The sequence below is a fragment of the Pantoea sp. y20 genome (genome assembly GCF_054903455.1).
Genome location: NZ_CM142816.1, coordinates 1,620,872 through 1,635,037 on the forward strand (window position 1 = coordinate 1,620,872; position 14,166 = coordinate 1,635,037).

The 14,166-nt window shown below is 60.4% G+C and carries 13 protein-coding genes; all 13 read left to right on the forward strand.

Annotation, left to right across the window (positions count from 1 at the left end; genetic code table 11):
- The first annotated feature begins 3 nt into the window (after positions 1-3).
- The 13 genes from ACYAC5_RS07570 (at position 4) to ACYAC5_RS07630 (ending at position 14,082) form a co-directional block, all read left to right on the forward strand.
- Complete coding sequence (locus ACYAC5_RS07570) at positions 4-558, forward strand: COG4648 family protein (RefSeq protein ID WP_110865893.1); 555 nt, start codon at positions 4-6, stop codon at positions 556-558.
- On the forward strand, positions 555-1,883 hold the full coding sequence (locus ACYAC5_RS07575; protein ID WP_462062742.1) for an AMP-binding protein: 1,329 nt from the start codon (positions 555-557) through the stop codon (positions 1,881-1,883). Before ACYAC5_RS07570 ends, ACYAC5_RS07575 begins: the two co-directional genes overlap by 4 nt.
- Positions 1,870-2,217: an ApeI family dehydratase gene (locus ACYAC5_RS07580; protein WP_110865895.1), complete on the forward strand. Its 348-nt coding sequence runs from the start codon at positions 1,870-1,872 to the stop codon at positions 2,215-2,217. Before ACYAC5_RS07575 ends, ACYAC5_RS07580 begins: the two co-directional genes overlap by 14 nt.
- On the forward strand, positions 2,211-3,905 hold the full coding sequence (locus ACYAC5_RS07585) for a glycosyltransferase family 2 protein (RefSeq protein WP_462062743.1): 1,695 nt from the start codon (positions 2,211-2,213) through the stop codon (positions 3,903-3,905). Before ACYAC5_RS07580 ends, ACYAC5_RS07585 begins: the two co-directional genes overlap by 7 nt.
- Positions 3,898-4,314 carry an acyl-CoA thioesterase gene (locus ACYAC5_RS07590; protein WP_101760881.1) on the forward strand — a complete coding sequence of 139 codons (417 nt, stop codon included), beginning with the start codon at positions 3,898-3,900 and terminating at the stop codon, positions 4,312-4,314. Before ACYAC5_RS07585 ends, ACYAC5_RS07590 begins: the two co-directional genes overlap by 8 nt.
- Positions 4,311-4,922, forward strand: a complete 612-nt coding sequence (locus ACYAC5_RS07595; RefSeq protein ID WP_277974728.1) for an outer membrane lipoprotein carrier protein LolA — start codon at positions 4,311-4,313, stop codon at positions 4,920-4,922. Before ACYAC5_RS07590 ends, ACYAC5_RS07595 begins: the two co-directional genes overlap by 4 nt.
- A complete protein-coding gene (locus ACYAC5_RS07600) occupies positions 4,888-7,209 on the forward strand; it encodes an MMPL family transporter (RefSeq protein WP_462062745.1) in 2,322 nt (773 codons plus the stop codon). Before ACYAC5_RS07595 ends, ACYAC5_RS07600 begins: the two co-directional genes overlap by 35 nt.
- Positions 7,206-7,778, forward strand: a complete 573-nt coding sequence (locus ACYAC5_RS07605; RefSeq protein WP_101760878.1) for a DUF3261 domain-containing protein — start codon at positions 7,206-7,208, stop codon at positions 7,776-7,778. The genes ACYAC5_RS07600 and ACYAC5_RS07605 overlap by 4 nt, the downstream gene beginning before the upstream one ends.
- Positions 7,775-8,932, forward strand: coding sequence for a beta-ketoacyl-[acyl-carrier-protein] synthase family protein (locus tag ACYAC5_RS07610; RefSeq protein ID WP_462062747.1), 1,158 nt, complete (start codon positions 7,775-7,777; stop codon positions 8,930-8,932). The genes ACYAC5_RS07605 and ACYAC5_RS07610 overlap by 4 nt, the downstream gene beginning before the upstream one ends.
- On the forward strand, positions 8,925-9,398 hold the full coding sequence (locus ACYAC5_RS07615; protein ID WP_462062749.1) for an ApeP family dehydratase: 474 nt from the start codon (positions 8,925-8,927) through the stop codon (positions 9,396-9,398). The genes ACYAC5_RS07610 and ACYAC5_RS07615 overlap by 8 nt, the downstream gene beginning before the upstream one ends.
- On the forward strand, positions 9,395-10,126 hold the full coding sequence (locus tag ACYAC5_RS07620; protein WP_176970799.1) for a 3-ketoacyl-ACP reductase FabG2: 732 nt from the start codon (positions 9,395-9,397) through the stop codon (positions 10,124-10,126). The genes ACYAC5_RS07615 and ACYAC5_RS07620 overlap by 4 nt, the downstream gene beginning before the upstream one ends.
- Positions 10,123-11,358, forward strand: a complete 1,236-nt coding sequence (locus ACYAC5_RS07625; RefSeq protein WP_271459940.1) for a beta-ketoacyl-ACP synthase — start codon at positions 10,123-10,125, stop codon at positions 11,356-11,358. Before ACYAC5_RS07620 ends, ACYAC5_RS07625 begins: the two co-directional genes overlap by 4 nt.
- Positions 11,359-11,880: 522 nt before the next feature.
- Complete coding sequence (locus tag ACYAC5_RS07630) at positions 11,881-14,082, forward strand: TonB-dependent receptor (protein WP_192413683.1); 2,202 nt, start codon at positions 11,881-11,883, stop codon at positions 14,080-14,082.
- Positions 14,083-14,166 lie beyond the last annotated feature (84 nt).

Consider the following 14,166-nt stretch of genomic DNA (forward strand, 5'->3'; position numbering starts at 1 on the left):
CGCATGCTGCTGCGGCTGCTAAACGGAGCGGCGCTGCTGGCGTGGCCGTTTCTGGTGTGGTTAACCCTCACCCAGCCACAGTGGCGCGGCGTGACGGGCCTGCTGGCGCTGCTGTTTGTGCTGCGCGTCTGGACGCTGCGCCGCGCCGCCGGGCCGATGGCGCGTGTGATGCTACTGCTGGCGCTGGTGGGCAGCGCGTTATGCCTCGCCAGCCTGCTGCTGCGATCGCAACATCTGCTGCTGTGGTATCCGCTGGTGGTCAATGCATCGATGCTGCTGCTGTTTGGCGCGTCGCTGTGGAGCCCCATGCCGCTGGTAGAGCGGTTGGCACGGCTGCGCGAACCGGATCTGCCACCGCGCGCGGTGCGTTATACCCGCCGCGTGACGCAAGTGTGGTGCGGCTTTTTCATCTTCAACGGCAGCGTGGCGCTGCTCACCTGCCTGCTCAATGATGTCACGCTCTGGACACTCTGGAATGGGTGCATCAGCTATCTGTTGATGGGCACGCTGATGGGCGGCGAATGGCTGCTGCGTCAGCGCATAAGGAAACAGGCATGAACTTACATAGCCTCCGCGACTGGTTCAGCGCGCCGGATCGCATGGTGGCCTGGCACGGCCAACAGCAACATACGCTGCATACCTTGCGTCAGCAGGTACGGGCGCTGGCCGATCGGCTGCAAAACCAGCCCGGCCAATATTGGGCGCTGTGCTTTGATAACAGCTATGCGTTTACCGCCGCGCTGCTGGCGCTGTGGCACGCCGGTAAAACGCCGGTGATCCCCGGACACTGTCGCGCGGCCCAGCTGGAAGAGATGGCCGACAGCCTGGATGGCGTGATCAGCGATATGCCGCTGGCAGTCGCGCTGCCGCAACTGCGCTGGGACGACGCACTGGCGAGCGGTGCGTTACCGCCAATCGCCGCCGACGCCACGCTGGTGTTGTTCACCTCTGGTTCGACCGGCACGCCGCGTCGCGTAGTGAAATCGCTGCGCGCGCTGGATCTTGAAGCCCGCTGGCTCTCCAGCTTGTGGGGCGCACGCTTACATGATTGCCATGTGATTGCCTCCGTCAGCCATCAACATCTGTATGGCCTGAGTTTTCGCATCGTGCTGCCGATGGCGTTGGGTTTACCCTTTGCCGCGCAGCAAATTTTCTACAGTGAACAGCTGGCCGATCATTCACCCGATCGTCGCTACGCGTTTATCAGCAGCCCAGCGTTTCTGCGGCGTCTCGATCCTGCATTGGCCGGGCCGCGCTGCGAACTGATCGTGTCCGCCGGTGGCGCGTTGCCGTGGACGGCGGCGCAGCATGCGCAACAGGCGCTGAGCTGTACGGTTGATGAAATCTATGGCAGCACCGAAACCGGCGTGATTGGCTGGCGCTCTGCACGTGAGGAGAACGCGCTGTGGCACTGTTTCCCGCAGATTACCCTGCGTGAGCAGGACGCCGGACGCTGGCGGGTATTTTCCGCCTTGCTGGAAACCGACGCCGGTTGCACGCTCGACGATCGTATCGTGCAGCAGCCGTCCGGCCAGTTTCAGCTGGCGGGACGTCAGGATCGCGTGGTGAAGATCGAAGATAAACGCGTATCGCTGAGTGAAATTGAACGCCGCCTGCTGGCGTTGCCCGGCGTGGAAGATGCCGCCGCGCTGGCGATTCAGCGTCACGGTCGTCACGCGATTGGCGTGGTGCTGGCGCTGCCTGAGATGCTGGATGCGGCGACGCTGCATCAGCTAAAAATTGAGTGGAAACGCGCGCTGCAACCCTGGCTGGAGCCGGTGGCGATTCCGCGCTATTGGCGCGTGGTGACGTCGATTCCTGTCACCGCACAAAGTAAACGCGCCTGGCCACAAATTGAGGAGTTATTTGATGCTGCCGGTTGAACTGCATGCCGAACAGCAGGGCGATGCACTGACATTGCGCCTGCACGTTGTTGCCGACCTCTTTTGGTTTCGCGGCCATTTCCCGACGCTGCCAATCCTGCCCGGCGTGGCGCAGCTCGACTGGGCGCTGCATTACGGTCTGACGCGTTTAGCCATCGGTAAATCTTTCGCCGCGATTGACAATATCAAGTTCCAGCAGCCGGTGCCGCCGGATGCCGAGCTGGCCTTACAGCTGCAGTGGCAGGCAGAAAAATCGCTGCTCAGTTTCAGCTACAGCCTGATCAACGGCGATGTGGCGACGGTGGCCAGCAGCGGGAAGATCCGCCTGTGTTGAGTTCTCACTTCACGCCTTGTGTGCTGATTCCCTGCTATAACCACGGCGCGATGCTGGCGTCGGTGCTGGCGCGGCTGGCACCGTTCAACTTGCCGGTGATTCTGGTGGATGACGGCAGCGATGCCACCACCAAACAGCAGATTGCGGCGCTGGAGGCACCACAGTTGCAGGTGCTGACGCTACCCCACAATCAGGGCAAAGGCGCGGCGGTGATTGCCGGGATGCGCGCGGCGGCGGCGGCAGGTTACAGCCACGCGCTGCAACTCGATGCCGATGGCCAGCATCAGGTGGAAGACACGCCGCGTATGCTGGCCGAAGCGCAGCGTTATCCGCACTGTCTGATCTCCGGTCAGCCGCTTTACGACGCCTCGATTCCCAAATCGCGCCTCTATGGCCGCTACATCACCCATTTCTGGGTGTGGGTGGAAACGCTGTCGTTCTCGCTGAAAGACAGCATGTGCGGCTTCCGCGTCTATCCGCTCGCGCCATCGCTGGCGTTGTGCGATCGCCATCCCATTGGTCAGCGCATGGATTTCGACACCGAAATCATGGTGCGCCTCTATTGGCAGGGCACGCCGAGCCGTTTTATCACCACGCGCGTGACCTATCCAGCCAGCGGCGTATCGCACTTTGATACGCTGCGTGACAACCTGCGCATCTCATGGATGCACACGCGGCTGTTCTTCGGCATGTTGCCACGCATCCCGCAGTTGCTGCGTCAGCGTAGTGATGCGCAACACTGGTCTGCAACGCCGGAACGACGCGGGCAGAGCGGTTTGCGCTTTATGCTGTGGCTCTATCGCCGCGCCGGACGCTTGCCTTTTATCTTGCTGCTGTGGCCGGTGGTGGCGGTTTACTGGCTAACCGGACGCACCGCGCGCGCCGCCTCGCAGCAGTGGCTGACGCGAGTGCGGGCGATGGCGCAGCGGCAGAACATCGCGCTGCCTGCGCCGCTCAGCAGCTATCGTCACTTTCTGCGTTTCGGCTACAGCATGCTGGATAAAGTCGCTAGCTGGCGCGGTGATCTGCAATGGGGGCGCGACATTGATTTCGCGCCAGGTGCGGAAGCCACCATTCGCGCCGCCGAGGGCAAAGGCCATCTGATTCTGGCCTCGCATCTCGGTGATATCGAAGCCTGCCGCGCGATGGCCAAACAGGTCAGCGGATTGGTGATTAATGCGCTGGTGTTTACAGACAATGCGCAACGCTTCCGCGAGGTGCTGGAGAGCATTGCACCGCAGGCGGGCGTCAATCTGCTGCCGGTCACCGACATCGGTCCGGATACCGCCATTCTGCTGCAGCAAAAACTCGATGCCGGTGAATGGGTGGCGATTGTTGGCGATCGTACCGCCGTGCATCGCCAGCGCGGCGGCGAGCGTCGCGTGGTGTGGAGTGAATTTATGGGCCATCCTGCACCGTTTCCCCAGGGACCGTTTGTGCTGGCGGCGGCGTTGCGCTGTCCAGTGCTGCTGATGTTCGCCCTGCGCGAACAGGGGCGATTGCGGGTGCACTGCGAAGCCTTTGCCGATCCGCTCTCGCTGCCGCGCGCCCAGCGCCAGCAGGCGTTACAGGCCACCGTCGATCGCTACGCCGAACGGTTACAACAGCACGCGCTGATGGCGCCGCTGGATTGGTTTAACTTTTACGATTTCTGGACGTTGCCCGAGGAGAAAAGCCGCGATGAGTGAAAGCAACTACCGCGCTGAGGTGGACATTACCGTGTCGTTTCACGACTGCGATCCGATGGGCGTGGTGTGGCACGGCAACTATTTCCGCTTTTTTGAAGTGGCGCGCGAAGCCTTGCTGCGCAGCGTCAATTACAGCTACGGCGAAATGGCCGCCAGCGGCTACGTCTGGCCGGTGGTCGATACCCATGTGAAATACCGCCAGCCGCTGCGCTGCGAAGAGGTGGTCCGCGTCGTCGCCAGTATCAGCGAATACGAAAACCGTTTACGCATTGATTATGTGATCCGCAACGCGGCGGGGCAGGTGACCACCAAAGCCCACACGCTGCAGGTGGCAGTCAATGCAGCGACGCAAGAGATGTGTTTTGTCTCGCCCGATATTCTGTTTGAACGCCTGGGAGTGAAACCGTGATCAGAACCCTTTGTCTGCTGCTGCTGGTGATCTGCGCCAACGCCAGCGCGGTCACGCTCGAGCAGTTGCAACAGCGCTTCGCCAGCCAACCGGTGATCCGCGCCAATTTTGTTCAGGTGCGCACCATTGCCGGGATGGCGCAGCCGCTGGTGTCACGCGGTCAGCTGCTGATCGCCCAGCAGCAGGGTTTGTGGTGGCAGCAAGCCACGCCGTTCCCACTGATGCTGATCCTTGATGATAAGCGCATGGTGCAGAGCATGAGCGGCCAGCCGCCGCAGGTGATCACCGCCGACAGCAATCCGCAGATGTTCCAGTTCAACCATTTGTTGCGCGCGCTGTTCCAGGCAGATGAAAAGGTGCTGCGTGAGAATTTTGCGCTCGATTTCCACGATCTGGGCAACAACCGCTGGCAACTTGGTTTGACGCCGAAAGCCGCGCTGCTGAATAAGATCTTTAACCGTATCGATCTGCAAGGCGAGGCGTTTCTTAATCGCATCACGCTGGATGATAAGCAGGGCGATAAAACCGAGATCACCCTTAGCGCTACCCGCACCGAACCGAAACAGTTAACCGATGAAGAGCGAGCCCGTTTTGCCCCAGCGCAGTGAAAAAACCGTTGCGCTGCTGTGGCTGGCGGTGTGCCTGACGTTAGCGGTGGCGCTGGCGGTTTTGCTGCCGCGCAGCCAGCTGAATAGCAGCGTGCTGGCGTTATTGCCGCAGCAAAACCTCGGCCAGGCGCCAGCGGAGATCCAGCACGGCTTTATGCAGCGCCTCGATCGTCAGCTGGTGTGGCTGGTAAGTGCCAACGATCACGACGGCGATGCGGTTGCGGCCTGGTGGCAAGCGCAGCTGCAAGCCTTGCCGATGCTGAAACAGGTGAGCGGAGCGCTGGATGACGATCAGATGCAGCGCTGGGGCGCCTATGCGTTTCAACATCGCAACGGCTTGATCGATGCGGCCACGCGCGCGCGCCTGCAGAACGGTGGTAACGCGCAGGCCGACTGGATTCTGGCGCAGCTGTTCTCGGCTTTCGCGGGCGTCGGTAGCAAAGAGATCGGCCACGATCCGCTGCTGCTGGTGCGCGGCGCACAGCTGACGATGCAGCAGAACGCCAATAAAATGCTGCTGCATAACGGCTGGCTGACGGTCAAGGATGCGCAGCAGCGCCGCTGGTATTTCCTGCACGGCGAGCTGGCGAGCAATGCTTTCAGTATCAAAGAGAGCCATCAACTTGTGACCGCGCTCAATCAGCTGGAGCAACAGCTGAAAACCCGCTGGCCGGATGCGCAACTGCTGACGCGTGGCACGGTGCTGTTTAGCGACGATGCCAGCCAGCGCGCGCAGCATGATGTCGAAACCCTCGGCAGCGCAACGTTAGCGGGATTGTTGCTGCTGGTGTGGCTAGTTTTCCGTTCGTTGCGGCCGCTGGCGCTGTGCGCATTGTCGGTGGCGATGGGCGCGATGGCGGGCACGGTGCTGACGTTGCTCTGTTTTGGTGAGCTGCATCTCACCACCTTAGTGATGAGCCTCAGCATTGTCGGTATTTCGGCCGATTATACGCTCTACTATCTGACGGAACGCATGGTGCACGGCGAGCAAGCCACGCCGTGGCAAAGTTTGCATAAGGTGCGCGGCACGCTGTTGCTGGCGCTCGGCACCACGGCGATTGCCTGGCTGTTGATGCTGCTGGCACCGTTCCCCGGCTTGCGCCAGCTGGCGGTATTTGCCGCCAGCGGATTAAGTGCTTCCTGCCTGACGGTGATCTGTTTTTATCCGTGGCTGGTACGCGGTTTACCGGTGCGGCCGATTCCGGCGATGGTATGGCTGGCGCGCTGGCTGGCCGCGTGGCGGCGCAATAACGGGCTGAAGCGCGGCTTACCGGCGCTGGTGGCGATCTATGCGCTGAGCGGCATGCTACAACTCAAGGTCGATGATGATATTGCCCATCTGCAAAGCGCCCCGGCGCAGCTGTTAGCGCAGGATCGTCAGCTGGCGCAACTCACCGGTCAGCAGGCCGATCAAACCTGGTTTGTGGTGTGGGGCGATGATGAACAGCAAGCACTGCAACGGCTGAGCGCGCTGGCACCCAAGCTGCAACAGGCGCAGCAGCAAGGCTGGTTCAAAAGTTATCGCGTGCTGCCGCTCAGTTCGCTGGCGCAGCAGCAGCAGGATGTAGCGCTGCTACAGCAGGCTGCACCAACCATTCTGGATCGATTGAAGCAGGCGGGCATTACTGTAGCGAATGCTAATCTCAGCGCCATGCCGGTGACCGCCGCCGACTGGCTGGCGAGCCCGCTGAGTGAAGGCTGGCGGCTGCTGTGGCTGTCGCTGCCGGACGGACGCAGCAGCGTGCTGGTGCCGATCGGCGGCGTTAAAAACAGCGCCGCGTTGCAGCAGCTGGCATCCCAGCAGGCGGGTGTCAGTTGGGTTGATCGCAAGGCCAGCTATGATGAACTGTTCCGCTTCTGGCGCACGCTGCTGAGCGGATTGCTGGCGTTGGCATTATTGCTGATTACCGGCAGCTATATGCTACGACTGGGCGTGAAAGCCGGGATGCGCAGCGCGCTGCCGTCGTGGCTGTCGCTGGCGGCGGCGCTGGCGACGCTGGGCTGGATCGGCGCGAGCCTCAATCTGTTTGCCTTGCTGGCGCTGATTCTGGTGCTGGGCATCGGCATCAACTACACGCTGTTCTTCAGCAATCCGCGCGGCACGCCGTTAACCTCCATGCTGGCGGTGACGCTGGCGATGATGACCACACTGTTAACGCTCGGCATGCTGGTGTTCAGCAGCACCGCCGCCATCAGCGGTTTTGGCACCGTGCTGTGCAGCGGGATTTTTTGTGCATTCTTGCTGGCGCCGCTGGCGCTGGCTCCGGGGAAAAGGAAGCAACGATGAAAATGGGCATTTTGCTGCTGTTAAGCCTGCTGGTAAGCGGCTGTGCGCAGCATCAGAGCGACCTCAACCGGCCAACCGCGTGGCTGAAACCGGGCGTGCGCGTCACGCTGCCGGCGCCGGGCATCTCGCCCGCGTTTCAGCAGCAGCAGTTGCTGACCGGCCACGCCAAAGGCAAAACCCAGTCGCTGCTGGTGCTGCTGAGCGCGGATTCACAGCAGCTGAGCCTCGCCGGTTTGTCATCGCTTGGCATTCGCCTGTTCCGCGTCACCTATGATAAAAACGGCATTCACACGCAGCAGATGATGGCGCTGCCGGAAATGCCGCCCGCCAGTCAGGTGTTGGCGGATGTGATGCTGAGCCACTGGCCGATCAGCGCGTGGCAGCCGCAGCTGCCGCGCGGCTGGACGCTGACCGACATCGACGATCGCCGCGAGCTGCGCGATCCCGCTGGCAAGGTGGTAACGCTGATTCGCTATCTGCAGCGCGGCGAGTTGCGTGAGCCGATCAGCATCGATCAACGTGCGTTTGGTTATCAGATTCAAATCCAACATCTGGATGCCTCATCATGATTTACATCTCCGCCTTTGGCATGGTGAATGCGCTGGGCAACAACCTGGCGCAAATTGCCGCGCAGTTGCAAGCGGGCCACGCGCCCGGCATGCAACCGCGCGACGGCTGGCTGCAAGACGGCAAACGCTGCTGGCTGGGTGAAGTGCAGGGCGCATTGCCGCTGATTCCTGCCGCGCTGGCGGCGCATAACACCCGCAACAATCAGCTGCTGCTGGCCGCGCTGGCGCAGATACGCCCGGCAGTGGATGCGGCGATCGCGCAATATGGGCGCGATCGCGTGGCGATTGTGCTTGGCACCAGCACCTCCGGCGTTGATGAAGGCGATCGTCAGGTGGATGACGCCTTGTCGGGCTACGATTACCGCATGCAGGAGCTTGGCGATCCATCACGCTTCCTGGCGCATTTTTTAGCGCTGGACGGTCCGGCTTACACCATTTCGACTGCCTGCTCATCCAGTGCGCGCGCCATAATTAGCGGCCAACGTTTGATTGATGCTGGTTTAGCGGACGTGGCGCTGGTGGGCGGCGCGGATTCGCTAAGTCGTATGCCGATTAACGGTTTCGCCAGCCTGGATTCGCTTTCTGAACGTCACTGCGCGCCGTTTAGCGCCGATCGCGACGGCATTTCGATTGGTGAAGCTGCCGCGCTGCTGCTGCTGACGCGCGAAAAGCAGCCGCTGGCGCTGCTCGGCTGCGGTGAATCGTCGGACGCGTGGCACATGTCGGCACCGCATCCTGAAGGCGTCGGCGCCGAGCGCGCTATGCTGATGGCGCTGCAACAGGCGGGTTTACAGCCGCAGGATGTTGGTTACATCAACCTGCACGGTACCGCCACGCCGCTGAACGATCAGGTGGAATCTGCGGTGATCCATCGCCTTTTTGGCGATCGCGTGCCGTGCAGCTCAACCAAACACCTTACCGGCCACACGCTGGGCGCGGCGGGCGCCACCGAAGCGGCTTTAGCTGCACTGATTTTGCAGCAGCATCTGCCGCTGCCGCCGCAGGATTTCTCGCTGGCGGCACGCGATACCTCGCTGCCGGAGTGCGGTTTGATCACCGCACCACAGCCTTTGGCGCGCCCGGTGATTGCCTCAAATTCGTTTGCTTTTGGCGGGAACAATACCTGCCTGATTGTAGGAAAGCCTCATGAGTGATTTTCTGCCGGTTGATGCTTATCTGCCGCATCGCGCGCCGATGCTGCTGCTGGATCGCGTCATCCAGGTCACCGACGACAGCGTGACCTGCGAAGTCAGTATCAACGCTACGGGCGTGCTGGCCCCTTTTCTCACCCCGCAGGGCGATTTGCCGGCGTGGTACGGCGTGGAAATCATGGCGCAGACCGTTGGCGTCTGGTCGGGCTTTCATGCGCGTCTGCGCGGCGACAGTGAGATTCGTCCCGGCATGCTGCTTGGCGGACGCGGTTATCGTGCCAGCAGCGCCGCTTTCGCCGCCAACAGCACGCTGCGCGTTGAAATGCGTCTGCTGATGCGTGACGACCGATTGGGCAGCTTCGAAGGGGAGATCCGCTGCGGCGAGGCGATCGTCGCCAGCGGGCGGCTGAATACCTATCAGCCCAATGAACACGAATTAATTCAATTGCAACAAGGAGTTCAGCCATGACACGCAGCGTATTAGTGACCGGCGCGAGTAAAGGTATTGGCCGCGCCATCGCACTGCGTCTGGCGCAGGATGGCTTTGAAATGGTGGTGCATTATCATCGCGACAGCGCCGGTGCCGCGCAGACGCTGGCTGAGATTGAGGCGGCGGGCGGATGTGGACGCACCTTGCAGTTTGACGTGGCGCAGCGCGATGCCACACGCAGCGCACTGGAACAGGATATCGCCGCGCACGGCGCCTATTACGGCGTGGTGAGCAATGCGGGCATCACGCGCGATGCGGCGTTCCCGGCGCTGACTGATGACGAGTGGGACAGCGTGATCCACACCAATCTCGACAGCTTCTACAACGTGATTCATCCGTGCGTGATGCCAATGATTGGCCTGCGCAAGGGCGGACGCATTATTACGCTCTCCTCGGTATCGGGGATCATGGGCAATCGCGGCCAGGTCAACTACAGCGCGGCCAAAGCCGGCATTATCGGTGCCACCAAAGCGCTGGCGATTGAGCTGGCGAAACGCAAAATCACCGTTAACTGCATCGCACCCGGCTTGATTGATACCGGCATGACCGATCTTGAGCCGCTGGTGATTGATGAGGCGATGAAGCTGATCCCAATGAAGCGCATGGGCGCGGCGGATGAAGTCGCCGGACTGGCCAGCTACTTAATGTCGGACATCGCGGGCTACGTCACGCGTCAGGTGATTTCAATCAATGGAGGTATGCTGTGATTCAGCGCGTAGTGGTAACCGGCATGGGCGGCGTAAGCGCTTTTGGTGAGCGCTGGAGCGCGGTGGCTGAGCGGATCAAACAGGGCAAAAATGCGGTGCGCCATATGCCGGAATGGCAAGTGTACGACGGCTTGCACACGCTGCTCGGCGCGCCGGTGGACGACTTTACGCCGCCAGCGCATTACACGCGCAAACGCATTCGTTCGATGGGGCGCGTCTCACTGATGGCGACGCGCGCCACCGAACTCGCGCTGGAGCAGGCCGGTTTGATCGATCATCCGGTGCTGACCAGCGGTGAAACCGGCATTGCTTATGGCTCCTCCACCGGCAGCACCGGACCGGTGAGTGAATTCGCCACTATGCTCACGGAAAAGCACACCAACAACATTACCGGCACCACTTACGTGCAGATGATGCCGCACACCACCGCCGTTAACGCGGGCCTGTTCTTTGGCCTGCGCGGCCGGGTAATCCCGACGTCCAGCGCCTGTACGTCGGGCAGCCAGGCGATCGGCTATGCCTGGGAAGCGATTCGTCACGGTTATCAAACCGTGATGGTGGCGGGTGGGGCGGAAGAGCTGTGTCCATCCGAAGCGGCGGTGTTTGACACGCTGTTCGCCACCAGCCAGCGTAACGACGCGCCGCACACGTCGCCCGCGCCGTTCGACCAGCAGCGCGACGGATTAGTGATTGGCGAAGGTGCAGGCACCTTGATCCTCGAATCGCTGGAACATGCGCAGGCGCGCGGAGCCACCATTTATGCCGAGCTGGTGGGTTTCCACACTAACTGCGATGCCGCGCATATCACCCAGCCGCAGCGTGAAACCATGCAGATTTGTATCGAGCGCGCGCTGAAAACCGCCGGTGTCACGGCGGAGCAGATTGGCTATATCAATGCCCACGGCACCGCCACCGATCGCGGCGATATCGCCGAGAGTCAGGCCACCGCAGCGATTTATGGCAACAGCACGCCAATCTCTTCGCTAAAAAGCTACTTTGGCCATACGCTGGGCGCGTGCGGGGCGCTGGAAGCCTGGATGAGCATTGAGATGATGCGTGAAGGCTGGTTTGCGCCGACGTTGAATTTGTCACAACCGGCCGCTGAATGCGGTGAACTTGATTACATCATCGGTGAAGCGCGCCAGATTGAGACAGATTACATCCAATCCAATAACTTCGCCTTTGGCGGGATTAACACTTCGCTGGTGTTTAAACGCTGGCGCGAAGGCTGATAGCAGGTCGCCATGAATGGCGCTTGTTAGTTAAGTCCGCGACGAACGCATGCCGGCTGCTTCGGTACATGTTGTTGAAAAGGGCACAGTTGCCAGAGGCGCTGGCGCGTCTGCTGCGGCAAAAGGGCTATTCGCAGCGCTGAGGCTTTTACGTTGGGCCAGGAGCCTCACGCATGGATGCGTGAGGCAGTTCGGGGTCGGCCAGGGAAGGCCGATCCGCGAACGGTCCGTTGGCACGACGTGGAAGCCGAAGGCACCGCGCTAGCGGCGCGAGGACGGCCCGTGACGCAGCAGATGTGTCAGAGCCCGCTACCTAGTCAAAGCAAAACCCTTTCTTCAGTGATAAGCATTGGTCGCCATGAATGAATGGCGACCCTACAAGACCGGGCAGGGTACCTATTGCACCACTCCTCCATGATATGAACGTAAAAAGTGGGATTTTTCTTGCTTTCGCACAACGACTGCGCATAATCGCAAACCGCAATAATAATGATTATCACTTCGTTTGCATTAGGGGATCCCATGCGCGCTATGCCTTTCAATCCCGGACTGAAACCGACACTGTTGGCCGTAATGGTCAGCGCCGGTTGTTTGCCAGTGATGGCTGCTACCACCAACACCACAACCTCCACTGACGCGAAAAACGAGCAGCAGACGCTGACCGTGACCGCGACACCGCAAACCGATTTTAAACCAGGCGGCAACGATCTGGTACCGGCTTTCCTCGATGGCCAGGTTGCACACGGCGGCCGCCTTGGCATGCTGGGTGAGCAAAACGCCATGGACGTGCCGTTTAACGTCATTGGTTTTACCTCGAAAATGATTCAGGATCAGCAGGCGCAAACCATCGGTGACGTGGTGCGCAACGATGCTGGCGTGCAGAATCTGAAAGGCTACGGCAACTTTGCCGAGAGCTATCGCATTCGTGGCTTCAAGCTGGACGGCGATGCCATGACCTACGGCGGCCTGGCGGGTATCGTGCCGCGTCAGGTGATGGATGCCTCGCTGATTGATCGCGTGGAGATCTTCAAAGGGGCTAACGCCTTGCTGAACGGTTCGGCGGAGAGCGGCGTCGGCGGCATGATTAACCTCGAGCCGAAGCACGCTGATGATACGCCGCTGACGCGCATCGGGGTGGATTACACGTCCGGTTCCCAGGTGGGCGGCACCGCCGATATTGGTCGTCGTTTTGGCGACAACAACCAATTTGGCGTGCGGCTGAATGCGGTTAACCGCGAAGGCGGCACCGAGGTAGATGGCGAGAAAAAACGCACCACCGCTGCGTCACTCGGCCTGGATTATCGTGGCGATCGTCTGCGTACGTCGCTCGACGTTGGCTACCAGAAAAAGACCTTCCACGATGCGCGTAACGGCGTCAACATCAGCGGCATCGATTTCATTCCTGATGTGCCGTCCAACGCGAAAAACTACAGCCAGAAGTGGGTGTTCAGCGATATCGAGTCGGAGTTTGGTCTGGCGAAAGCCGAATACGATCTGACCGATCATTGGACCGCCTATGCGGGCCTCGGCGCGCAGCACACACATGAAGTGGGCAACTACGGCATTCCGAAGATCCTCGACAGCGCCGGCAACGCCACCATTGGTCGCTTCCGCACCAATCGCGTGCAGGACAACATGAGCGGCATGGTTGGCCTGCGTGGTGATTTCACTACCGGTCCGGTGACGCATAAAGTGAATTTCGGTTATTCGGCGATGACCACGAATGCGAAAAACAGCTATCGCATGTCGTCGGGCAACGATGCCAACGTAAATATTTATCACCCGCAGGATGTGGCTGAACCGGATAGCGTGTTCGCCGGTGGCGCTAAGTTCAGCGATCCGCTGACCACTTACCGTTCACGTTCGCAAGGCTACCTGCTGAGCGATACGCTGGGCTTCTTTGATGACACCTTGCTGGCAACCGTCGGCGCGCGTCATCAAAAAGTGGTGGTGCGTAACTACGGTTATGACGGCGTTGAAGATACCGCGACACGTTTCGACAGCAGCCGTTGGTTGCCGGCGTACGGTTTGCTGTATAAAGCCACGCAAAATATCTCGCTGTATGCCAACCATACTGAATCGCTGACGCCGGGCACCGCCGCGCCGTTTACCGCCACCAACTACGGTAGCGTGACCGGCATCGTGCATGCGAAGCAGAACGAAGTGGGTGTCAAAGCGGACTTTGGTCGCGTCGGCGGATCGCTGGCGCTGTTTGAAATCAAACAGCCGGTTGGCGTGCTGAACAATTCGGTCTACCAGCTGAATGGCGAGCAGCGCAACCGTGGCGTGGAGCTGAACATATTCGGTGAGCCGGTGCTGGGCCTGCGTCTTAACAGCAGCGCCACCTGGATCGATCCGGATATGACCAAAACCGGTGACAGCGATCAGGATGGCAAAAACGCCATCGGCGTACCGCGCTTCACTGCGGCGCTGGGTGCGGAGTATGACATCAAGCCGGTGGACGGTTTGACCGCCACAGCATTGCTGAACTACACCGGTTCACAATATGCCGACCTGGCAAACAACATGAAGCTGGATGATTACACCACGCTGGATTTGGGTCTGCGTTACCGCATGAAGGTTAACCAGAACGATATGGTGTGGCGCGTGGGCGTGGATAACGTCACGAATGAGAAATATTGGGCCAATGTTGATGACAGCGGCACCTATTTGTCGCAGGGTGAACCACGCACGGTGAAGGTTTCACTCAGCTACGATTTCTAATCTGCTCTCGAATGGGGCGCGCCTGCGCCCCATTATTTCTCCGCCAGAAATTTTCCTGTAACTTAGGGCGCATTGCATTACACT